Here is a 20,437-nt window from a genome sequence, read left to right as displayed (position 1 = left end):
AGGAGAGGAGCATTTCGGCAGAAACGACAGATACCCCGGAAATCATGCCAAACCGTCCGCGCACCATCCTCTTTCTCGCCTATCCGCAAGTCGGCCTGCTCGACCTCACCGGCGCGCAGACCGTGTTCTGGGCCGCCACCAAGGCCATGCACGCGCGCGGCCTGCCCGGCTACCAGCGCCTGACCGCCAGCCTGCCGGGCGGGCTGGTCGGCAGCGCCGAGGGCCTGGCGGTCGACACCCAGGCGCTGGCCGAGGTGCCGCTGGCGCAGGTCGACACCCTGATCGTGCCGGGCGCACCGGAAATCGAACGGGCGGTGGCCGAGTCCGCCGAGCTGATCGCCTGGATCGGCGCCAACGCACGGCGCGTGCGGCGCACCGCCTCGGTGTGCAGCGGCACCTTCCTGCTGGCCGAGGCGGGCTTGCTGGAAGGCAAGCGCGCGGCGACCCACTGGGCCATGTGCGACATGCTCAAGGCGCGCTTTCCGGGCATCGAGGTGGACAGCGACGCGATCTTCGTCGAGCAGGGCGCGCTGTGGACCTCGGCCGGCGTCAGCGCCGGCATCGACCTCGCCCTGGCGCTGGTGGAGGCCGACTGCGGCCGCGAGGTGGCCATGCAGGTGGCGCGGGAGCTGGTGGTGTTCCTCAAGCGCCCCGGCGGCCAGGCCCAGTTCAGCGAGCTGCTGCAGGCCCAGGCGCGCGACACCGCGACCTTCGACGAACTGCACCGCTGGCTCGGCGACAACCTGGACAGCCCGGCGCTCGGCATCGAAGCCATGGCCGAGCGCTGCCACATGAGCCCGCGGCATTTCTCCCGGCTGTACAAGCAGAAGACCGGGCGCACCCCAGCCAGGGCGGTGGAGATCTTCCGCCTGGAAGCGGCGCGGCGCCTGCTGGAAGACTCCAACCGCAATATCGACCAGATCGCCCGGCAGTGCGGCTTTCGCGACGAGGAGCGGATGCGCGCCACCTTCCAGCGTCACCTGGCCATTTCCCCGCGGGACTATCGACGGCGCTTCTCGCGCTAGGCGCATTTTGCGTCGCCGGCCTAGCGGCGACCGAGCACCGGCGCGTGCTGCGCCATCAGCTCGACGACCCAGTCGATAAACACCCGCAGCTTGGCGCTGACGTGGCGGTTGGGCGGGAAGGCCAGGTACAGCGGCATCGGCTCGAGCCGCCAGTGCTCCAGCAGCGGCACCAGCTCGCCGCGCTGGCGGTGCGCCTTGGCCATGTAGTCCGGCAGCCAGAGGATGCCCAAACCGGCCAGGCCGGCGGCCAGGTAGGCGTTGCCGTCGTCCACCGCCAGCGCGTAGCGGCCCTGCACCTTGAGGCGCTCGTCGCCGCACTGCATGGCGTAGGGCAGCGGCTTGCCGGCGCGCGCCCAGAGAAAACCGACGATGCGGTGATGGCTGTCCTCCAGCTCGCGCGGGTGGCTGGGCGTACCGGCGCGCTGCAGGTAGCTCGGCGCGGCGTACACGCCCAGCTGCAGGTCGCCCACGTGCCGCGCGATCAGCGACTGATCGGCGATCTCGCCGCCGCGCACCACGCAGTCCACCTTGTCGCCGATCAGGTCCACCACGCGGTCGCTCACCCCCATGTCCAGCTGGATGTCGGGGTAGCGCGCATAGAAGTCCGGCAGCGCCGGCACTAGGATCATCCGCGCCAGCGGGCTGGGCACGTCCACCCGCAGGCGCCCCCTGGGCAGGGCGGCGGCGCTGGAGAGGCTGGTCTCGGCGTCGTCCAGATCGGCCAGCAGGCGCACCGCGCGCTCGTAGTAGGCGGCGCCGTCGGCAGTGAGCGCGACCCGGCGCGTGGTGCGGTTGAGCAGGCGCACGCGCAGCCGCGCCTCCAGCTGCTGCACCAGCTGCGTCACGCTGGTCTTGCTCATGTGCAGCGTCGTCGCCGCCTTGGTGAAGCTGCCGGCCTCCACCACGCGCACGAACGCCTGCATCGCATCGAAACGGTCCATTGCACCTCTCACTCATGGCTGGATTGTTTGGATTCTACAAACAGTCATGACCAGAGTTGCCGGTTTATCCAGCCCGGCGCGCTTCTTACAGTGGCTCCATCCCCACCAACGGGCCGCAGCGGCCCATGGAGACCTGCAATGACCAGCAAGCGCGATGTGGTATTCCCGCCCGACCGCCACGCCCTGTACGAGCTTCACCGCTACTCGCCGGCGATCCGTTCCAACGGCTTTCTGTTCGTCTCCGGCCAGGTCGGCAGCCGCCAGGACGGCTCGCCCGAGCCCGACCTCAAAGCCCAGGTGCGCCTCACCTTCGCCAACCTCAATGCGATCCTGGCCGAGGCGGGATGCAGCTTCGCCGACGTGGTCGACACCACCATCTTCATGCTCGACCCCGACGCGAGGTTCGCGACCATCTGGGAGGTGGCGGCCGAGTTCTGGGGCCAGGCGCCTTACCCGACAGTGACCGCCATCGGCGTGACCTGGCTGTCTGGCTTCCAGTTCGAGATCAAGGTGATCGCCAAGCTGCCGGAGGGCGCGGCGGGTTGAGCCAGGCCGGGATGGTTTGTGCACAGCGCTGATGGGCCTCGCGACGTTTAGCCATCCTGCTTGGAGCGGCTATTCGCGGGCCTTGCCTGTCATATCGCAGTGTTGAGTTGCGACAGGCTTGCAACCAGCAGTTACCAGCGGCGGCAGGCCGAGCGGAGCCAGACATTCAATGACATGAGTTTCGCGGTATGCCCGCGATATTCGGCATCTGATTGCTTTGCGCCTGAGCGACGAACAGCCATGCAATGTGGCGGTATGGAGCATATGGAGGGCGCTTTTATCGTTCGGCTGGATTGCACGCTCAGTAGAGTTGGGCTGCTTCAGAGCAATGTGAACCTGTTGCGCTATTGGGTGGCGCGAGGTTGGACAGGAGCCTCGGAACTTACGCACCGACCCGGGCACCGGGGCCTCGCCACTTGCCTGGGCGAAAGTTGCTCCGCGGCTTTCTTACCTCATGTTCTGACTTGCTGAAATCAATTCCAGCAGCCCATAGGGTGCTCGCCATGCGTTCAAATGCTGCGGTCGTAGTGTTGCTAACCAGCCTGGTGGCGGCGACCTATGGCTTCGGGATATACCTGTTTGCCCAGCTCGTACCCGATATGCAGGCATCTTTGGGCTTCGGCTTTTCCTACGTCGGCACTATCACCGCCTCAGCGCAGCTGGGTTTTCTACTCTGCGCAATGCTGGCGGTCTGGCTGACGCCCAAGGTGGGCGGCGGCAGGATGATAGTGGCGTCGGGTGCTGTGTGTGCAGTCGCGTTGCTACTGATTCCGTTGTCGAACAACACCTTTTTTATAGGTGTACTGCTGACCCTGTTGGCAGGCACTGCAGCGACGGTCTTTGTGCCTATGGTCGATGTTATCGCCAGGGTGGTCGCCTACCGTTACCGCGGTTTGGCCATGGGACTGGTATCCAGCGGTACCAGCTATGGGGTAGCTATCAACAGCCTGTTGGTGCCCATCTACGCCCCGCAAGGGGAGTGGCGCAGCGTTTGGTGGGTAGTTGGGTTACTGACGATGGCGATGGCTGCGCTGGTGCTGGTGGTGTTCAAGAGGGGAGGCTTGCTCGGCCAAACCGTGTCGCCGGCCTCAGCAGCCACAACAAGCGAGGTCGCCTTACCCAGCTTGCGCTCAGAGTTGATAAAACCTTGGGTATTGCTGATCTGTTCGATGAACTTCTTGATAGGTTTCACCACCTTTCCGTTTCAGACCTACCTCTCGTCTTACCTGCGCACCGAGCTTGGCTTTGACGTGCAATACACTGCTCAGGTCTGGGCCGTGATCGGTTTCGTCGGCATGTTCGCTGGTCTCGCAATTGGCTGGCTCTCGGACCGAACCGGACTACGCGCGGCGATGTTTCTGGTGTATGGCTGCGTGGTGATGGCAGCGCTGATCTTCGTAATACAGCCCTCGGGCCATTGGCCCCTGGTCGCCGCAGTGCTGTTCTCCACCGCCTTCTACCCTATTTTCGGCCTTATTCCCGCTTACGTTTCCAAGGTGGCATCGTCCAGCGCCATCGCCGTCTCCATCTTTGGTATCGCTAATGTGATGCAAGGTTCTGGCGGCATGCTCGGCAACTATGGTGCGGGGCTATTGGCCAATCACAGCGGCAGCTTTGCCGGGGTATATGCCGTCATAAGCGGAGTGGGTGTGTTGCTGATAGTGCTGACGCTAAAACTGCCCAGAGAAGCACCAGTAGCCGCTTCTGCGGGTTTGGCCGCTAGTTAATCGTGTGGATTGGCTACTGCGCATGGGCTGTTGGCCACAAAAAGGGAAGGGCGTAGCTGAACGAGCGCGCCCTTACCGGCGGCGCTGGCTTACCTCGGTTGCAGCATTCGGGTGCAGGTCGTGGTCCCTAGGTTGCTGAATGCCCACTCAGGCCAACGGCCCTTCGCGACTGGTCGCTTGGATCGCTTTCATCCACTCGCCTCTTCCCCCTCGAACCGCCCCTCGCTTTCCCGATCCCGCTCATACCGCCTGTCGAACGGAAATGCCGGCAGCCAGGCCTCGCGCCTGATGGTCCAGAGTTCGTAGGTGGGCGTCAGTTGGTTGGGGGCGTCCAGCGAGCCGAGGTTCACTTCGATTTCATCGGCCGTGCGCGAGAACACCGGCGAGCCGCAGCGCGGGCAGAAGTGGCGGCCGGCGTAGTGGGCGGTTTCGCCCTCTATCTGCACCGCGCGCTCGGGGAAGATCGCCGAGGTGTGAAAGAGGGCGCCGTGGTGTTTGCGGCAGTCCAGGCAGTGGCACACGCCGACCCGGTAGGGTCGGCCCGTGGCGACGATGCGCAGGTTGCCGCACAGGCAACCGCCGGTGAATCGCTCCATTTCGGGTTCCTCTGGTTGCGGCAGGCAGTGCCCAAGACCATAGCAGGCGAGTCGCGCCCAGGGCCGCCAGCATGGCGTCGCCGGGGTTCGTCGCGGACGGCTCGGGCTATATTGCCTGCTGGCGCCCAAGCCGGCGCAGCCGAGCTGCTGCAGTGGTTGCGGGCGGCAGGGTCCTGGTCTCGGCCTCCTGTGGGCGCTCGGCGGCATGTATCATCGGGCAGATGTTCGCGGCTAAAGCCGCTCCTACCGGGGGTGTGGCGGCCGCTGGACCAGGGCTTTCCGTATCCGGGGCTGGCCGCAGCCGGCGGGCCCCGCCATCAGCGAGTGACGACACCATGATCGAGGTAACCGAAGTTTCCATTGCCGAGCTGCGCGCCGCGCTGGCGGCCGGCCGCACCACCGCGGTCGAACTGGTCCAGGCTTATCTGGCGCGGATCGAGGCCTACGACGGGCCGAACACGCTGACCAAGCTCAACGCGGTGGTGGTGCGCAACCCCGATGCATTGCAGGAAGCCGAGGCCTCCGATGCGCGCCGCGCCCGTGGCGAGAGTCTCGGCCCGCTGGACGGCATTCCCTACACCGCCAAGGACAGCTACCTGGTCAAGGGCCTCACCGCCGCCTCCGGCAGCCCGGCGTTCAAGGACCTGGTGGCGCAGCGCGACGCCTTCACCATCGAGCGCCTGCGCGCCGCCGGCGCCATCTGCCTGGGCAAGACCAATATGCCGCCGATGGCCAACGGCGGCATGCAGCGCGGCGTCTACGGCCGCGCCGAGAGCCCGTACAACGCCGCCTACCTGACCGCGCCTTTCGCCTCCGGCTCGTCCAACGGCGCCGGCACGGCCACCGCCGCCAGCTTCGCCGCCTTTGGCCTGGCCGAGGAAACCTGGTCCAGCGGCCGCGGCCCGGCCTCGAACAACGGCCTGTGCGCCTATACGCCGTCGCGCGGGGTGATCTCGGTGCGCGGCAACTGGCCGCTGACGCCGACCATGGACGTGGTGGTGCCCTATGCGCGGACCATGGCCGACCTGCTCGAGGTGCTCGACCTGGTGGTGGCCGACGATCCGGACAGCCGCGGCGACCTCTGGCGCCTGCAGCCCTGGGTGGCGATTCCCAAGCCCTCCGAGGTACGCCCGGCGTCCTACCTGGAACTGGCCGCCCGGCCCGGTGCGCTCAAGGGCAAGCGCCTGGGCGTGCCGCGCATGTTTATCAATAAGGACGAGGAAGCCGGCACCAGCGAGAAACCGGGTATCGGCGGGCCGACCGGCCAGCGCATCCATACCCGGCCCTCGGTGATCGCCCTGTGGCAGGCGGCGCGCCAGGCGCTGGAGGCGGCCGGGGCCGAGGTGGTGGAAGTGGACTTCCCGCTGGTGTCCAACTGCGAAGGCGACCGCCCCGGTGCGCCGACCGTGTTCAATCGCGGCATCGTCACCCCGGAATTCCTCCACGACGAGCTGTGGGAGCTGTCGGGTTGGGCCTTCGACGATTTCCTGCGCGCCAACGGCGACCCCAAGCTCAACCGCCTGGCCGACGTCGACGGCCCGCAGATCTTCCCGCACGACCCGGGCACGCTGCCCAACCGCGAGGGCGACCTGGCCGCCGGCATGGACGAGTACGTCAATATGGCCAAGCGCGGCCTGAAAACCTGGGATCAGATCGAAACCCTGCCCGACGGCCTGCGCGGCCTGGAGCAGACTCGCAAGCTCGATCTGGAGGACTGGATGGACGGACTCAAGCTCGACGCGGTGCTGTTTCCCACCGTGGCCGACGTCGGCCCGGCCGATGCCGACGTCAATCCGGTGTCCGCCGATATCGCCTGGAGCAACGGCGTGTGGGTGGCCAACGGCAACCTCGCCATCCGCCACCTGGGCGTGCCGACGGTCACCGTGCCGATGGGGGTGATGGCCGATATCGGTATGCCGGTGGGGCTGACCTTCGCCGGCCGCGCCTACGACGACGCGGCCTTGCTGCGCCTGGCCGCGGCCTATGAGGCTACCGGCAGCAAACGCCTGGTCCCGCCGCGCACGCCGCCGCTGGGGTGAGTGGGGGGGGCTGGGAGGGCTTTGCCGCGACTGTCGCCGCTAAAGCGCCTCCCACGGTTTGGCGTCGCGCTCGATTCCGTTTCCTCTCCCCTCGGGGAGAGGGAGCTGGGGTTGGCGCAGTGTGGAACCTTCCACCCTCTCCCATAAATGGGAGAGGGGAGGTAGCCCGTGGTTCGCTGGGAGACTGGCGGTTGGCTCGGGCACGAGCCTGTCGCCCGGATGCAATCCGGGACAGGTCGCAGCATCGCTCCCGGATTGCATCCGGGCTACGCAGGGAGATAAAGCGCCTCCCGCGCTTTTATCCCCGCAACCAACCCGCTTACTGGCGCAGATCCACCGCCGGCGTGCCCTGGCCGTCGAACAGCTGCGCCGGGTTGCGCGGCAGGATGCTCGGGCGGCCTTCGTCGGCGCTGCCGAGGATGCGGATGTCGCTGTACTTCTTGCCCGACAGCGCGGCCAGGCCGGCGCCGTCGCGTACCACGGTGGGCCGCAGAAAGACCATCAGGTTGCGTTTGATGTGGGATTCGCGGGTGGAGCGGAACAGCCCGCCGAGCAGGGGGATGTCGCCGAGCAGCGGCACCTTGGAGACGGCTTCGGTGACGTCGTCCTGGATCAGCCCGCCGAGCACTATGACCTGGCCGTCGTCGGCGAGGATGGTGCTCTTGATCGAGCGCTTGTTGGTCACCAGGTCCACGGCCTGGGCGTTGAGCCCGGTGCTGGGGGCGATGGAGGAGATTTCCTGCTCGATCTCCAGGCGCAGGGTGGCGCCTTCGTTGATGTGCGGGGTGACCTTGAGGGTGACGCCGATGTCCTGGCGCTCGATGGTGGTAAAGGGGTTGTTGGCCCCCGATGCGTCGGTGGTGTAGGAGCCGGTCTGGAACGGCACGTTCTGCCCGACCAGGATTTCCGCCTTCTGGTTGTCCAGGGTCAGCAGGCTGGGGGTGGATAGCAGGTTGCTCTTGCTGTTGGCCGACAGCGCGGTGATCAGCGCGCCGAAGTTGTCGCTGCCGATGCCGATGATGGCGCCGTCGGGTAGGGTGGTGTTTTCCGGCACCTCGCCGCTCTGCAGGATCTGCAGCACGGTGCCCACCGACAGCCCGGTGCCGGAGAAGTTGACCCCGCCCAGGCCGCCGGTGCCGCCGCTGCCGCTGCGCGCATCCACCGCCCACTGCACGCCGAGGGCGTCGGTGATGTCGCCGGAGATCTCGACGATGGCCGCCTCGACCATCACCTGGGCGCGCGGGATGTCGAGCTGGCGCACGATGTCTTCGAGGGTGGCGACCAGATCGGGTTCGGCCAGCAGGACCAGGGCGTTGAGGCTCTCGTCGGCGCGGATGAGGATGTTCGACGGCTTGCCGGCGGCTTCGCCGGTCTGCTGGTTCTTCAGCCCTTCGGAGATTTCGCCGAGGGTCTCGGCCAGCGATTTGGCGTCGTTGTGGCGCAGGCGGATCACCCGGGTGTTGGCCGAGCGGCTGGTGGGGGTGTCCAGCGACTGGGCCAGGTTGGCCAGCTTGGCGCGGGCGTCCGGCGGGCCGAGCAGGATCAGGCGGTTGGTGCGCGCGTCGGCCACCACTTGGGTGGCGCTGGTGCCCTTGGCCTGGCCGCGGGCGATGGCGGTGTTGAGCACTTCGGCGGCGTCCATCACCCAGGCGTGCTGCAGGTTGATCACGCTGTAGTCGCGGGCTCCGGTCTGGTCGAGCTGGCGCATCAGGTCCTGGATGCGCGCGATGTTGGCGCTGCGGTCGCTGATGATCAGCGCGTTGGACGAGGTGACGGCGGCCAGGTGGCCGTACTGCGGCACCAGCGGGCGGATCAGCGGGATCAGCTCGGCCACCGGCGCGTGCTGCACCTGGATCAGCCGGGTTTCCAGGCGATCCGGCGCCGGGCGGCCTTCGCCGGCTTCGGCCTTGGCCTCGGCGTTGGGCACGATGCGCGCCTGGTCGCCCTGGGTCAGCACGCTGAAGCCGTGGGTGGCCATCACCGAGAGGAACAGCTGGTAGACCTCGGTGAGACCCAGCGGGGTGTTGGACACCACGTTGACCTGGCCCTTGACCCGCGGGTCGACGACGAAGGTCTGCCCGGTGATGGCGGCGACCTGGTCGATGAATTCGCGGATGTCGGCGCCCTTGAGGTTGATGGTCCAGCTTTCGTCCTGCTGGTTGGCGCTGGCCGCTACCTGTTCGATCTGCGCGAGCAGGGGCAGGGGGGCGGCGGCCAGGCCGACGGCGAGTAGGGCGAGGGTCAGTCGGCTGCGGATGGCATGCATCGGTTCATTCGCTTTCCATGGGCTGATCGGGGGGCGTTTCTTCGGGCAGGGTGCCGGCGGCTTCCATCTGCTCGCGCAGCGCCTGCATGCGCTGGCGCAGTTGTTCGAGGTTGTCCTGCTCCAGCTGGTCGAGTTGATCGAGGGCGGCGTCGGCCGGTTCCGCTGGCGGCGTGTAGACATACTGGCCGCTGTGCTGGCGGGGGAAGGCGAGGCTCTCGCGGCGGCCGTTGCGCAGCAGCTCGACGCGGTCGGCGTAGACCGCATCGAGGCGCACGCCGTTGTCCACCTGCATGCCCACGGCGTAGCGCTGGGCGCTCTGACCCTGGCGCTGGATCAGCGCGCTGGAGCGTTGCGGGTCGCTGTGGACGAAGCTGCCGAGCAGGGTCAGTTGCAGGTTGGTGGCCGGCGGCGGACCGCTGTCGGCCTGTTTGGCGCTGCCGAACAGCTGGGCCAGGGGCGCCTGGCTGCGTTGTTCCAGGGGGCTGGCGGCCTGGCTCGGCGGCTGCAGCGCGGGGCCGCGCACCAGGCGCAGCAGCTCGGCGCTTTGCCAGGCCAGGCTGACGCTGAGGGCGATCAGCACGAGCATGCCGATCACGCTCGGGGCGTTGTCCTTGAGGCGCTGGGGGAGGGCCAAATGCATTACTCCGGAAACGACGTTCTAATTCTTTTTATGTGCTATGCGTCGCGGGCCGATCATAACAGCCTGCGCGGCGTTGGCATCCCCTAAATGGGGTGGGTGTGCTGTATTGGGCGATGTGTTAAAGATAGCCCAATAACCATTACAAAAAAGACCGCCGTAGAGGGGCAAACAGTCAGATTGGGCTGTAATACTCAAGGTAAGGTCCTGTTTTAAGGTTCATCGCATGAACGCTTCGCTGCTCGAGACTCCCCTGCGCCGTCTGCCCTTCAGTTTCGCCAAACGTCACGGCGTGGTGTTCGTGCTGCACGAGGGGCGCGCCTGCCTGGCGTATCGGGCCGATTGCGAGCCGGTGGCGCTGGCCGAGGCGCAGCGGTTCGCCGGGCGCAGCCTGCCGCTGCGCCCGCTCGCCGCCGGCGAGTTCGCCCAGGCCCTGGGCGCGGCCTACCAGCACGACTCGGCGTCGATGCAGCTGGCCGAGGACATCGGCGGCAGCCTCGACCTGGCGTCGCTGGCCGAGCAGGTGCCGGAGACCGAAGACCTGCTGGAGCAGGAAGACGACGCGCCGATCATCCGCCTGATCAACGCCATCCTCGGCGAGGCGATCAAGGAAAACGCCTCCGACATCCACCTGGAAACCTTCGAGAAACGCCTGGTGGTGCGCTTTCGCGTCGACGGCATCCTGCGTGAGGTGCTCGAGCCCAAGCGCGAGCTGGCGGCGCTGCTGGTCTCCAGGGTCAAGGTCATGGCGCGCCTGGACATCGCCGAGAAGCGCGTGCCGCAGGACGGGCGCATCTCGCTCAAGGTCGGCGGGCGCGAGGTGGACATCCGCGTCTCCACGCTGCCCTCGGCCAACGGCGAGCGGGTGGTGCTGCGCCTGCTCGACAAGCAGGCCGGGCGCCTGTCGCTGCAGCACCTGGGCATGCGCGCCGAGGATCGCGCGCTGATGGAGGACACGGTGCGCAAGCCGCACGGCATCCTGCTGGTCACCGGCCCCACCGGCTCGGGCAAGACCACCACGCTGTACGCCAGCCTGGTCAGCCTCAACGACCACACGCGCAATATCCTCACCGTCGAGGACCCCATCGAATACCACCTCGAAGGCATCGGCCAGACCCAGGTCAACACCAAGGTGGACATGACCTTCGCCCGCGGCCTGCGCGCCATCCTGCGCCAGGACCCGGACGTGGTGATGGTCGGCGAGATCCGCGACAAGGAAACCGCCGAGATCGCCGTGCAGGCCTCGCTGACCGGCCACCTGGTGCTTTCCACCCTGCACACCAACAGCGCCATCGGCGCCATCACTCGCCTGGTGGACATGGGCGTGGAACCCTTCCTGCTGTCGTCCTCCTTGCTCGGCGTGCTGGCCCAGCGCCTGGTGCGGGTGCTGTGCCCGGCGTGCAAGGAACCTTATGCCGCCGATGCGGCCGAATGCGCGCTGCTCGGTGTGCCGGCCGCATCGGCGCCGACCCTGTACCACGCGCGCGGCTGCGCCGAGTGCCACCAGCAGGGCTACCGCGGGCGTACCGGCATCTACGAGCTGGTGGTGTTCGATGAAGCCATGCGCACGCTGATCCATAGCCGCGCCTCCGAGCAGGACATGACCCGCCACGCCCGCCGCCTGGGCCCGAGCATCCGCGACGACGGGCGGCGCAAGGTGTTGGAAGGGGTGACCACGGTCGAGGAAGTGCTGCGCGTGACCCGGGAGGAGTAAGTGGCCGCCTTCGAATATATCGCCCTGGACGGGCGCGGCCGCCAGCAGAAAGGCGTGCTGGAGGCCGACAGCGCGCGCCAGGTGCGCCAGCTGTTGCGCGAACGCCAGCTGGCGCCGCTGGAGGTCAAGGCCACGCGCAACCGCGAGCAGGCCAGCAGCGGCGCGCGCTTGGGTTTCGCCCGCGGCCTGTCGGCGCGCGACCTGGCGCTGGTCACCCGCCAGATGGCGACCCTGGTGCAGGCCGCATTGCCCATCGAGGAAGCGCTGCGGGCGGCCGCCGCGCAATCGACCAATGCTCGCATCCAGGCCATGCTGCTGGCGGTGCGCGCCCGCGTGCTGGAGGGCCATAGCCTGGCCGCCAGCCTGAAGGAATTTCCCGCCGCCTTTCCCGAGCTGTACCGCGCCACGGTGGCCGCCGGCGAGCACGCCGGGCACCTCGGCCCGGTGCTGGAGCAATTGGCCGACTACACCGAGCAGCGCCAGCAGTCGCGGCAGAAGATCCAGCTGGCGCTGCTCTATCCGCTGATCCTGATGTGCGCGTCCTTGCTCATCGTCGGTTTCCTGCTCGGCTACGTGGTGCCGGACGTGGTCAAGGTCTTCGTCGACTCCGGGCAGACCCTGCCGGCGCTGACCCGTGGGCTGATCGCCCTGAGCGACTGGGTCAAGGCCTGGGGCGCGGCGACGCTGGTGCTGTTGGCGCTGGCGATCGTCGCCCTGCGCTGGGCGCTGCGCGACGAGGCGTTCAAGCTGCGCTGGCACGCTTTTCTGCTGCGCGTGCCGCTGCTGGGCCGGCTGCATCGCGCCACCGATTGCGCGCGTTTCGCCTCGACCCTGGCGATTCTCACCCAGAGCGGCGTGCCGCTGGTGGAGGCGCTGGCGATTGCCGGCGAGGTGATCGGCAATCGGGTGATCCGCGGCGAGGTGCTGGTGGCGGCGCAGAAGGTGCGCGAGGGCGGCAGCCTGACCCGTTCGCTGGAGGCCACCGGGCAGTTTCCGCCGATGATGCTGCACATGATCGCCAGCGGCGAACGCTCCGGCGAGCTGGATCAGATGCTGGCGCGCACGGCGAAGAACCAGGAGAACGACCTCGGCGCGCAGATCGCCCTGCTGGTGGGCTTGTTCGAGCCGTTCATGCTGGTATTCATGGGGGCGGTGGTGCTGGTCATAGTCCTGGCCATCCTGCTGCCGATTCTTTCGTTAAACCAAATGGTGGGGTAAGTAGGTGAATAGCAGGCCGTTGAAAAACGTAGGCGAGGCAGCCAGTGCAAGGCAAAAACAGGCGAGGAAGCGGAGTTTACGAGCTGTAAATGAGCATTCCGAGCCTGTTTTTAACGCAGCAATGGCAACGCAGGTAGTGTTTCAGCGGCCTGCCAGACGACAGGCGGGTTTCACCCTGATCGAGATCATGGTGGTGGTGGTCATTCTCGGCATCCTCGCGGCGCTGGTGGTGCCGCAGGTGATGAGCAGGCCCGATCAGGCCAAGGTCACCGCGGCGCAGAACGACATCCGCGCCATCGGCGCGGCGCTGGACATGTACAAGCTGGACAACCACAACTACCCCAGCACCCAGCAGGGCGTCGAGGCGCTGGTGAGCAAGCCCGGCGGCAACCCGCCGGCGAAGAACTGGAACAAGGAGGGCTACCTCAAGCGCCTGCCGGTCGATCCCTGGGGCAATCCCTACCAGTACCTGGCGCCGGGCACCAAGGGCGCCTTCGACCTCTATTCGTTCGGCGCCGACGGCAAGCAGGGCGGCAGCGACCTGGACGCCGATATCGGCAACTGGGATCTCTGAGCGCCATGAACGGGCTGCCGGCGGGCTCGGCCAGGCGGGCGAGGGGGTTCACCCTGATCGAGCTGCTGGTGGTGCTGGTCATCCTCGGCAGCCTGATCGGCCTGGCGGTGCTCGGCACCGGGCTGGCCGGGCCGAGCCGCGAGCTGCGCGGCGAGGCCGAACGCCTGGCCGGCCTGATCGGCGTGCTGGCCGACGAGGCGGTGCTGGATAACCGCGAGTACGGCCTGAGTTTTACCCGCGAGGGCTACCGGGTGCTGCGCTACGACCCGCGGCGCGGCGAGTGGCAGGCGCTGGATCGCCAGGCGCATCGCCTGCCGGACTGGGCCGAGCTGGACGTCGAGGTGGAGGGCGAGGCCTTCAGCCTGCCCGGCGCGGCCGGCGCCCCGGCGCCGCAACTGCTGATCCTCTCCAGCGGCGAGTTCACGCCGTTTCGCCTGCGCCTGGCCGAGCGCCGCCGCGACGGCCTGCAGCTGCAGCTGTCCAGCGACGGCTTCGGCCTGCCGCGTATCGAGGAGCTGGCGGCAGGGCGCGCCGGATGAAGCGCGCGCGCGGTTTCACCCTGCTCGAAGTGCTGGTGGCGCTGGCCATCTTCGCCCTGGTCGCCGCCAGCGTGCTGACTGCCAGCGCGCGCAGCGTGCGCACCGCTGCGCAACTGGAGGACAAGACCCTGGCCATGTGGGTGGCCGACAACCGCCTGACCGAACTGCAACTGGCCGAGGCGCCGCCGGCCGACGGCCGCGACCAGGGCCAGGTGGAGTTCGCCGGGCGTCGCTGGCTGTGGCAGAGCGAGATCCAGGCCACCAGCGAGCCGAGCATGCGCCGGGTGACCCTGTGGGTCGCCGCCGAGCAGCGCGGTGCAAGTGGCGATCTGCGCGAGCGCGCGCTGGTCAGCCTCAGCGGCTTTCTGGGGGCGCCGTGATGAGTGGCGGCGGGCATTCCTTGTGGGAGCGGCTTCAGCCGCGAAGGATGGCGACGCGCAACTCGACGGATTCGCGGCGAAAACGCAGCGCGGTCCGCCCGCGGCGTATGCTGGGCTTTACCCTGCTCGAATTGCTGATCGCCATCGCCATCTTCGCCATTCTCGGGTTGGCCACCTACCGCATGCTCGACAGCGTGCTCAGCGCCGACGCCGCCACCCGCGCTCACGAGCAGCAGCTGCGCGAGCTGGTGCGGGCCATGGCCGCCTTCGAGCGCGACGTGCTGCAGGTGGCGCTGCGGCCGATCCGCGATGGCTTCGGCGACCCGCAGCCGGCGCTGCGCAGCGAGCCGAGCGATGCCTCGGCGCTGGAGTTGACCCGCGCCGGCTGGCGCAATCCGCTCGGCCAGCCGCGCGCCGAGCTGCAGCGGGTGCGCTGGCAGCTCAGCGGCGAACAGTGGCAGCGCCGTTACTGGCGCGTGCTGGACCAGGCCCAGGACAGCCAGCCGCAGCTGCAGCAGGCGCTCGACGGGGTGCAGGCGCTGAGCCTGCGCTACCTCGACGACGAGGGCCAGTGGCACGCCGATTGGCCGCCGCCCAATGCCGCCGGCGACAGCCTGCTCACCGGCCTGCCGCGCGCCCTCGAACTGCGCCTGGAGCATCGTCGCCATGGCGAGCTGCGGCGCCTGCTGCGCCTGCCGGACGCGCCGCCGCAGAGCGCCGTGCCCGCCCCCGGCGAGGGGGAGGGCGATCCTGCTGCGCCGGAGGAGCCGCAGCCATGAAACCTCAACGCGGCGTGGCACTGATCACCGTGCTGCTGGTGGTGGCGCTGGTCACCGTGGTCTGCGCCGGGCTGATCGCCCGCCAGCAGCTGTCGATCCGCAGCAGCGCCAACCAGTTGCACGTGCGCCAGGCCTGGCACTATGCCCTGGGCGGCGAGACGCTGGCCAAGGCCATCCTCCAGCGCGACTTGCGCCAGGGCGATCCGCGCCAGCCGGTCGATCACCTGGGCGAACCCTGGGCGCAGCCGCTGACACCCTTCGCGCTGGACGAGGGCGGCGAGCTGCGCGTGCGCATCGTCGATCCCAGCGGCCGCTTCAACCTCAACAGCCTGGTGCGCCAGGGCCAGCCCGACGAGCTGGCGCTGCTGCGCCTGCGCCGCCTGCTGCTGCGCCTGCAGATCGCCAAGCCCTACGCCGAGCGTCTGCTCGACTGGCTCGACGGCGACGGCGAACCCAGCGGCGGCCAGGGCGCCGAGGACGGCCAGTACCTGCTGGCCACGCCGCCTTATCGCGCGGCCAACCGCCAGCTCGCCGACGTCTCCGAGCTGCGCCTGCTGCTGGAGATGGACGAGGCCGACTACCGCCGTCTGCTGCCCTTCGTCAGCGCCCTGCCGAGCGACGTGCCGCTCAACGTCAACAGCGCCAGCGCCGTGGTGCTGTCCAGCCTGGCCGACGGCCTCAGCGCGGATGTCGCGCTGGCGCTGGTGGCGGCGCGCGGTCGCGAAGCTTTTGCCAGCCCGGCGGCCTTCGCCGCCCAGCCGGCCCTGGCCGGCCTCGGCGAGCAGGCGCTGCAGGGCCTGGCGGTGGGCAGCCAGTTCTTCGAGGTGTTCAGCGAGGTGAGCCTCGGCGAGCGCCGCGTGGTGTTGCGCAGCCTGTTGCAGCGCGGCAATGATGGCCAGGTCAGTGTCCTGGCGCGTGATCTGGGGCAGGGCGGCACGCCGCCGTTGCCCGTCGAGGAAGCACAACGATGAATCAGCTATGGATCTTCCTGCCGCCGGAGGCCTGTCAGGGCCTGTCGGCGGAGCTGCCGGTGCAGCGGGTGACCTTCACTGAATGTCGCACGCTGAGCCTGGGCGAGGCGCTGCGCGAGCTGCCGGCGGCCTGGGAACTGGTGCTACCGGTGGAGGCGGTGACCGCCTGCGCCGTGCAGTTGCCGACGCAGAAGGCGCGCTGGCTGCGCCAGGCGCTGCCGTTCGCGGTGGAGGAACTGCTCGCCGAGGATGTCGAGCAGATGCACCTGGCCCTGGGCGAGCAGCTGGCCGACGGTCGCCACCGGGTCTATGCGCTGCGCGCCGACTGGCTGCGTCAGTGCCTGGCGCTGTGCGCGGCGCAGCCGCCGCAGGCGATCCGCGTCGATGCCGACCTGCTGCCGCGCCAGGGCAGTCAGCTGCTCTGGCTGGAGTCGCGCTGGCTGCTCGGCGGCGAGGCGCCGCTGCGTCTGGCGCTGCAGGCCGAGAGCTGGCCGACGCTGGCGCCGCGTTGCCCGGCGCCGCATATCGCCAGCGCGCCGGCCGAGCAGGCGCTGCCCGAGCCGGTCGACGAGGTGCACCTGCTGCAGCAGCCGCAGCAGTGGCTGGTGCGCCAGGGCGCGGGCGTCGACCTGGCCCAGGGCGAGTTCGCCGTGCGCCAGGCCGGCGACGGCTGGCGGCGCTGGCGCCCGCTGGCCGGGGTGCTGGCGCTCTGCCTGCTGCTGCAGTGGGGCTTCAACCTGGTGCAGGGTTGGTACCTGCAGCGCCAGGCCGACCAGTACGCGCTGGCCAGCGAGGCGCTGTATCGCGAGCTGTTTCCCGAGGATCGCAAGCTGGTCAACCTGCGCGCGCAGCTGGATCAGCACCTGGCCGATGCCGCCGGCAGCGGCGACAGCCCGCTGCTCGGCCTGCTCGGCGAGGTGGCGCGGGCACTGCCGGCAGGCGGCGCGGCGCGGATACAGGTCAATCAGCTCGATTACAGCGCCAGTCGCGCCGATCTCGCCCTGCAGCTGCAGGCGCCGGATTTCGCCGAGCTGGAAAGCCTGCGCGAACGCCTGGAACAGGCCGGGCTCGAGGTGCAGATGGGTTCGGCCAGCCGCGAGGCGGACGGCGTCAGCGCGCGCCTGGTGATAGGGGGATGAGCATGGCCAGTTGGCGTGAGTTCAATCAGGGGCTGCAGCTGCAGTGGCAGCGTTCCAGTCTGGCGCAGCGCTGGCAGGCGCTGGGGCCGCGCGACCGCCTGGCGTTGCTGGCGTTGGGCGCCTTCCTGGCGCTGGTGCTGGGCTACCTGCTGCTGTGGCAGCCGGTGGCGCGCGACGCCCAGGCGGCGCGCAGCGCCTTCGAGGAGCAGCGCAGCCTGCATGCCTATCTGCAGAGCCGCGCGCCGGAGCTGCGCGGGCGCCAGCTGCAGCCGCGCGCCAGCCTCGACCCGGCGCGCCTGCAGGGGCTGGTCACCGCCTCGGCGGCGGAGCAGGGCCTGGCCATCGAGCGCCTGGATGCCGAGGGCCAGGGCGCGGTGCAGGTCAGCCTGCAGCCGGCGCCGTTCGAGCAGTTGCTGCGCTGGCTGCAGGCGCTGGAAGGGCAGGGCGTGCGCATCGAGGAGGCCGGCATGGAGCGGCGCGACGAGGGGCGGGTGGCGGCGCGGTTGGGTTTGCGTGCGGGTTCTTGATGCCGTCTCTGGTGCGCACAACCTGGGCGGCCCCGCACACCCTGCGGGTAACAGGGCGCTTCGGAATGGGGCGTTAGGGAACGTTCAAGCTCCGTTGCGGTGCCGCATGGGGCGCCGCTGCGCCATTGCCTGAGCGCCGCAGGCCCCGTGAAACGGGGTTTTTATGAAGTGGGGCGCGATTATTGCTTTAATCTTCTGTTTGTGATTGTTTTCGTGCTGCATGTTTTCGCGTGCCTGTCAATACGCCCGCCCGGCGCCTCCAGGGCTTCTGTAATTAGTTGTCGCATTGAGGAAATATCGCCTCAGCCCCTGTCGCTAGAATGCCGCTCACCCAGCCAAGGCCCTTTGCCCGCTCGCTTGCGCGGCAAAGACCAGCAGTCTTTCTACAATTCATTCAAAGGCCAGGGCCAACCCCACTGCCATCGATGCCATTCCCATTCGAAGGAGCAAAAAAATGAAGAAGATCGCACTTCTCGGCGCATTGGCGCTGTCCCTGTTGTCGCCGCTGGCCGTGGCCGACGATGCCAAACCGCTGCGCATCGGCATCGAGGCGGCGTACCCGCCCTTCGCCTTCAAGACCCCGGACGGCCAGATCGCCGGCTTCGACTACGACATCGGCCAGGCCCTGTGCGAAGAGATGCAGGTCAAGTGCCAGTGGATCGAGCAGGAGTTCGACGGTCTGATCCCGGCGCTCAAGGTGCGCAAGTTCGACGCCGTGCTGTCGTCCATGTCGATCACCGAAGACCGCAAGAAATCCGTCGACTTCACCGGCAAGTACTACGCGACCCCGGCCAAGCTGGCGATGAAGGCCGGCACCGAGCTGAAGGACCCGCTGGTCGACCTCAAGGGCAAGAAGGTCGGCGTGCAGCGCTCCTCGGTCTACGACCGCTACGCCACCGACGTCTTCGCCCCGGCCGGGGTCGAGGTGGTGCGCTACAGTTCGCAGAACGAGATCTTCCTCGATATGCAGTCCGGCCGCCTGGACGCCACCCTGGCCGACTCGGTGAACATCGACGACGGCTTCCTCAAGACCGATGCCGGCAAGGGCTTCGCCTTCGCCGGCCCGGACTTCACCGACGTCAAGTACTTCGGCGAAGGCCAGGGCATCGCCGTGCGCAAGGGCGACAAGGCCCTGGCCGACAAGATCAGCGCGGCCATCCTGGCCATCCGCGCCAACGGCAAGTACAAGGAAGTGCAGGACAAGTACTTCGCCTTCGACGTCTACGGCGAGTAAGCGCAACGCACGGCAAGTGGCACAGACTTCCCCCGCGGTTTGTGCCGCTTCTTTCTGGTCGCCAGCCCTGGCGGCCGCCCTCTGGGCCGTCGCGGAGCCTGGCTCCCGGCAATTTCTGTTGTGCTACCTGGCGCCGTTCGCGGCACCCGCATGAGGTACTAGCGCATGCTTCAAGGCTACGGCTCGACCATTCTCGACGGTGCCTGGCTCACCCTGCTTCTGGCCCTGACCTCGATGGCGGTGGCGATTTTCCTCGGTCTGCTCGGTGCGGCCTTTCGCCTGTCGCCGATCCGCTGGCTGGCCATGCTCGGCGAGACCTACGCCACGGTGATTCGCGGCATTCCCGACCTGGTGCTGATCCTGCTGATCTTCTACGGCGGCCAGGACCTGGTGAACCGCGTCGCGCCGCTGCTCGGCTACGACGACTACATCGACATCAACCCCTTCGTCGCCGGCGTGTTCACCATGGGCTTCATCTTCGGCGCCTACCTGTCGGAGACCTTCCGCGGCGCCTTTATGGCCATTCCCAAGGGTCAGGCGGAAGCCGGTGCGGCCTACGGCATGAGCGGGGTGCAGGTGTTCTTCCGCATCCTGGTGCCGCAGATGATCCGCTTCGCCATTCCCGGCTTCACCAACAACTGGCTGGTGTTGACCAAGGCCACCGCGCTGATCTCGGTGGTCGGCCTGCAGGACATGATGTTCAAGGCCAAGAGCGCCGCCGACGCGACCCGCGAGCCGTTCACCTTCTACCTGGCGGTGGCGGCGCTGTACCTGGTGCTGACCAGTGTTTCCCTGCTGGCCCTGCGTTTCCTCGAGAAACGCTATTCGGTCGGCACCAAGGCCGCCGAGCTGTAGGAGCCGCGCCATGATCTTCGACTACAACATGATCTGGGAGAACCTGCCGCTGTACTTCAGCGGCGTGCTGGTGACCCTGAAAATCCTCCTGATCTCCCTGGCCCTGGGCCTCAGCCTGGCGCTGCCGCTGGCGCTGATGCGGGTGTCCAAGTCGCCGCTGGTGAACTTCCCGGCCTGGCTCTACACCTACGTGATCCGCGGCACGCCGATGCTGGTGCAGCTGTTTCTGATCTACTACGGCCTGGCCCAGTTCGAGTTCATCCGCGACAGCTTCCTGTGGCCGTATTTCTCCAGCGCCACCTTCTGCGCCTGCCTGGCCTTCGCCATCAACACCAGCGCCTACACCGCGGAAATCCTCGCCGGCAGCCTCAAGGCCACGCCGCATGGCGAGATCGAGGCGGCCAAGGCCATGGGCATGTCGCGCGCCAAGCTGTACCGCCGCATCCTCCTGCCCTCGGCCCTGCGCCGCGCGCTGCCGCAGTACAGCAACGAGGTGATCATGATGCTGCACACCACCTCACTGGCGTCGATCGTCACCCTGATCGACATCACCGGCGCGGCGCGCACGGTCAGCTCGCAGTACTACATGCCGTTCGAGGCGTTCATCACTGCCGGCCTGTTCTACCTGGTGCTGACCTTCATCCTGGTGCGCCTGTTCAAGCGCGCCGAGTTGCGCTGGCTGGCCTACCTGGCGCCGCGCAAGGCCTGAACGGCGGTCGTCAATTTCCCT

20 protein-coding genes are annotated in these 20,437 nt (G+C 68.0%); 16 read left to right on the top strand and 4 right to left on the bottom strand.

What is annotated here, in order from left to right:
- The first annotated feature begins 44 nt into the window (after positions 1-44).
- On the top strand, positions 45-1,025 hold the full coding sequence (locus ACIGKL_RS02870; RefSeq protein WP_397485209.1) for a GlxA family transcriptional regulator: 981 nt from the start codon (positions 45-47) through the stop codon (positions 1,023-1,025).
- Positions 1,026-1,045: 20 nt separating this feature from the next.
- Here ACIGKL_RS02870 and ACIGKL_RS02865 read toward each other — a convergent pair whose 3' ends face one another.
- Positions 1,046-1,966, bottom strand: a complete 921-nt coding sequence (locus tag ACIGKL_RS02865) for a LysR substrate-binding domain-containing protein (RefSeq protein ID WP_397485208.1) — start codon at positions 1,964-1,966, stop codon at positions 1,046-1,048.
- A 138-nt stretch (positions 1,967-2,104) separates the two neighbouring features.
- Between ACIGKL_RS02865 and ACIGKL_RS02860 the strand changes: the two genes are divergently transcribed.
- Both ACIGKL_RS02860 and ACIGKL_RS02855 read left to right on the top strand, forming a co-directional pair.
- Positions 2,105-2,512, top strand: coding sequence for a RidA family protein (locus ACIGKL_RS02860; protein WP_397485207.1), 408 nt, complete (start codon positions 2,105-2,107; stop codon positions 2,510-2,512).
- Positions 2,513-3,015: 503 nt separating this feature from the next.
- Positions 3,016-4,239: a nitrate/nitrite transporter gene (locus ACIGKL_RS02855; protein WP_397485206.1), complete on the top strand. Its 1,224-nt coding sequence runs from the start codon at positions 3,016-3,018 to the stop codon at positions 4,237-4,239.
- Positions 4,240-4,427: 188 nt separating this feature from the next.
- On the opposite strand, the gene ACIGKL_RS02850 is transcribed toward ACIGKL_RS02855, so the two are convergent.
- Positions 4,428-4,835 carry a GFA family protein gene (locus ACIGKL_RS02850; RefSeq protein ID WP_397485205.1) on the bottom strand — a complete coding sequence of 136 codons (408 nt, stop codon included), beginning with the start codon at positions 4,833-4,835 and terminating at the stop codon, positions 4,428-4,430.
- Positions 4,836-5,170: 335 nt separating this feature from the next.
- Between ACIGKL_RS02850 and ACIGKL_RS02845 the strand changes: the two genes are divergently transcribed.
- Entirely contained in the window at positions 5,171-6,874 is a 1,704-nt protein-coding gene (locus ACIGKL_RS02845) for an amidase (protein WP_397485204.1), read from the top strand.
- Between the two features lie 319 nt (positions 6,875-7,193).
- Here ACIGKL_RS02845 and gspD read toward each other — a convergent pair whose 3' ends face one another.
- Complete coding sequence (gene gspD / locus ACIGKL_RS02840) at positions 7,194-9,140, bottom strand: type II secretion system secretin GspD (protein WP_397485203.1); 1,947 nt, start codon at positions 9,138-9,140, stop codon at positions 7,194-7,196.
- A 4-nt stretch (positions 9,141-9,144) separates the two neighbouring features.
- Complete coding sequence (locus tag ACIGKL_RS02835) at positions 9,145-9,780, bottom strand: type II secretion system protein N (RefSeq protein ID WP_397485202.1); 636 nt, start codon at positions 9,778-9,780, stop codon at positions 9,145-9,147.
- Between the two features lie 223 nt (positions 9,781-10,003).
- On the opposite strand from ACIGKL_RS02835, the gene gspE reads away from it, so the two are divergent.
- The 12 genes from gspE (at position 10,004) to ACIGKL_RS02775 (ending at position 20,416) form a co-directional block, all read left to right on the top strand.
- On the top strand, positions 10,004-11,491 hold the full coding sequence (gene gspE / locus ACIGKL_RS02830; RefSeq protein ID WP_397485201.1) for a type II secretion system ATPase GspE: 1,488 nt from the start codon (positions 10,004-10,006) through the stop codon (positions 11,489-11,491).
- The gene (xcpS, locus tag ACIGKL_RS02825; RefSeq protein WP_397485200.1) at positions 11,492-12,709 is read left to right on the top strand and encodes a GspF family T2SS innner membrane protein variant XcpS; all 1,218 of its coding nucleotides are present in this window, start codon (positions 11,492-11,494) and stop codon (positions 12,707-12,709) included.
- Between the two features lie 121 nt (positions 12,710-12,830).
- Positions 12,831-13,283, top strand: coding sequence for a type II secretion system major pseudopilin GspG (gspG, locus tag ACIGKL_RS02820; protein ID WP_397485199.1), 453 nt, complete (start codon positions 12,831-12,833; stop codon positions 13,281-13,283).
- Positions 13,284-13,288: 5 nt separating this feature from the next.
- Positions 13,289-13,822 carry a type II secretion system minor pseudopilin GspH gene (gene gspH, locus ACIGKL_RS02815; RefSeq protein ID WP_397485198.1) on the top strand — a complete coding sequence of 178 codons (534 nt, stop codon included), beginning with the start codon at positions 13,289-13,291 and terminating at the stop codon, positions 13,820-13,822.
- Positions 13,819-14,202 (top strand): type II secretion system minor pseudopilin GspI, encoded by a 384-nt coding sequence (gspI, locus tag ACIGKL_RS02810; protein WP_397485197.1) that lies wholly within the window; start codon positions 13,819-13,821, stop codon positions 14,200-14,202. The genes gspH and gspI overlap by 4 nt, the downstream gene beginning before the upstream one ends.
- A 107-nt stretch (positions 14,203-14,309) precedes the next feature.
- A complete protein-coding gene (gene gspJ / locus ACIGKL_RS02805; protein WP_397485196.1) occupies positions 14,310-14,981 on the top strand; it encodes a type II secretion system minor pseudopilin GspJ in 672 nt (223 codons plus the stop codon).
- Positions 14,978-15,952, top strand: a complete 975-nt coding sequence (gspK, locus tag ACIGKL_RS02800) for a type II secretion system minor pseudopilin GspK (RefSeq protein ID WP_397485195.1) — start codon at positions 14,978-14,980, stop codon at positions 15,950-15,952. Before gspJ ends, gspK begins: the two co-directional genes overlap by 4 nt.
- Positions 15,949-17,091: a type II secretion system protein GspL gene (gene gspL / locus ACIGKL_RS02795; RefSeq protein WP_397485194.1), complete on the top strand. Its 1,143-nt coding sequence runs from the start codon at positions 15,949-15,951 to the stop codon at positions 17,089-17,091. The genes gspK and gspL overlap by 4 nt, the downstream gene beginning before the upstream one ends.
- A 2-nt stretch (positions 17,092-17,093) precedes the next feature.
- Positions 17,094-17,618, top strand: a complete 525-nt coding sequence (locus tag ACIGKL_RS02790; RefSeq protein WP_397485193.1) for a type II secretion system protein M — start codon at positions 17,094-17,096, stop codon at positions 17,616-17,618.
- 454 nt (positions 17,619-18,072) lie between these two features.
- Positions 18,073-18,852 (top strand): ABC transporter substrate-binding protein, encoded by a 780-nt coding sequence (locus ACIGKL_RS02785; RefSeq protein WP_397485192.1) that lies wholly within the window; start codon positions 18,073-18,075, stop codon positions 18,850-18,852.
- A gap of 165 nt (positions 18,853-19,017) precedes the next feature.
- A complete protein-coding gene (locus ACIGKL_RS02780) occupies positions 19,018-19,707 on the top strand; it encodes an ABC transporter permease (protein WP_021443531.1) in 690 nt (229 codons plus the stop codon).
- Between the two features lie 10 nt (positions 19,708-19,717).
- Entirely contained in the window at positions 19,718-20,416 is a 699-nt protein-coding gene (locus tag ACIGKL_RS02775) for an ABC transporter permease (protein ID WP_397485191.1), read from the top strand.
- Positions 20,417-20,437 lie beyond the last annotated feature (21 nt).

Origin of the sequence: Pseudomonas sp. NPDC077186 (assembly GCF_044543505.1) — a bacterium.
In the GTDB taxonomy this organism is placed as follows: domain Bacteria; phylum Pseudomonadota; class Gammaproteobacteria; order Pseudomonadales; family Pseudomonadaceae; genus Aquipseudomonas.
Note: the sequence above shows the minus strand (reverse complement) of the source record. Positions and strands in the feature narration are given on the sequence as shown.

Coding starts and splice junctions, on each gene's coding strand:
- gspI (WP_397485197.1), top strand. CDS start 13,819: ATGAAGCGCGCGCGCGGTTTCACCCTGCTCGAAGTGCTGGTGGCGCTG.
- ACIGKL_RS02860 (WP_397485207.1), top strand. CDS start 2,105: ATGACCAGCAAGCGCGATGTGGTATTCCCGCCCGACCGCCACGCCCTG.
- gspK (WP_397485195.1), top strand. CDS start 14,978: ATGAAACCTCAACGCGGCGTGGCACTGATCACCGTGCTGCTGGTGGTG.
- ACIGKL_RS02790 (WP_397485193.1), top strand. CDS start 17,094: ATGGCCAGTTGGCGTGAGTTCAATCAGGGGCTGCAGCTGCAGTGGCAG.
- ACIGKL_RS02865 (WP_397485208.1), bottom strand. CDS start 1,966: ATGGACCGTTTCGATGCGATGCAGGCGTTCGTGCGCGTGGTGGAGGCC.
- gspH (WP_397485198.1), top strand. CDS start 13,289: ATGAACGGGCTGCCGGCGGGCTCGGCCAGGCGGGCGAGGGGGTTCACC.
- ACIGKL_RS02855 (WP_397485206.1), top strand. CDS start 3,016: ATGCGTTCAAATGCTGCGGTCGTAGTGTTGCTAACCAGCCTGGTGGCG.
- gspL (WP_397485194.1), top strand. CDS start 15,949: ATGAATCAGCTATGGATCTTCCTGCCGCCGGAGGCCTGTCAGGGCCTG.
- gspD (WP_397485203.1), bottom strand. CDS start 9,140: ATGCATGCCATCCGCAGCCGACTGACCCTCGCCCTACTCGCCGTCGGC.
- ACIGKL_RS02835 (WP_397485202.1), bottom strand. CDS start 9,780: ATGCATTTGGCCCTCCCCCAGCGCCTCAAGGACAACGCCCCGAGCGTG.
- ACIGKL_RS02845 (WP_397485204.1), top strand. CDS start 5,171: ATGATCGAGGTAACCGAAGTTTCCATTGCCGAGCTGCGCGCCGCGCTG.
- gspG (WP_397485199.1), top strand. CDS start 12,831: ATGGCAACGCAGGTAGTGTTTCAGCGGCCTGCCAGACGACAGGCGGGT.
- ACIGKL_RS02870 (WP_397485209.1), top strand. CDS start 45: ATGCCAAACCGTCCGCGCACCATCCTCTTTCTCGCCTATCCGCAAGTC.
- gspE (WP_397485201.1), top strand. CDS start 10,004: ATGAACGCTTCGCTGCTCGAGACTCCCCTGCGCCGTCTGCCCTTCAGT.
- ACIGKL_RS02780 (WP_021443531.1), top strand. CDS start 19,018: ATGCTTCAAGGCTACGGCTCGACCATTCTCGACGGTGCCTGGCTCACC.
- gspJ (WP_397485196.1), top strand. CDS start 14,310: ATGCTGGGCTTTACCCTGCTCGAATTGCTGATCGCCATCGCCATCTTC.
- ACIGKL_RS02775 (WP_397485191.1), top strand. CDS start 19,718: ATGATCTTCGACTACAACATGATCTGGGAGAACCTGCCGCTGTACTTC.
- ACIGKL_RS02785 (WP_397485192.1), top strand. CDS start 18,073: ATGAAGAAGATCGCACTTCTCGGCGCATTGGCGCTGTCCCTGTTGTCG.
- ACIGKL_RS02850 (WP_397485205.1), bottom strand. CDS start 4,835: ATGGAGCGATTCACCGGCGGTTGCCTGTGCGGCAACCTGCGCATCGTC.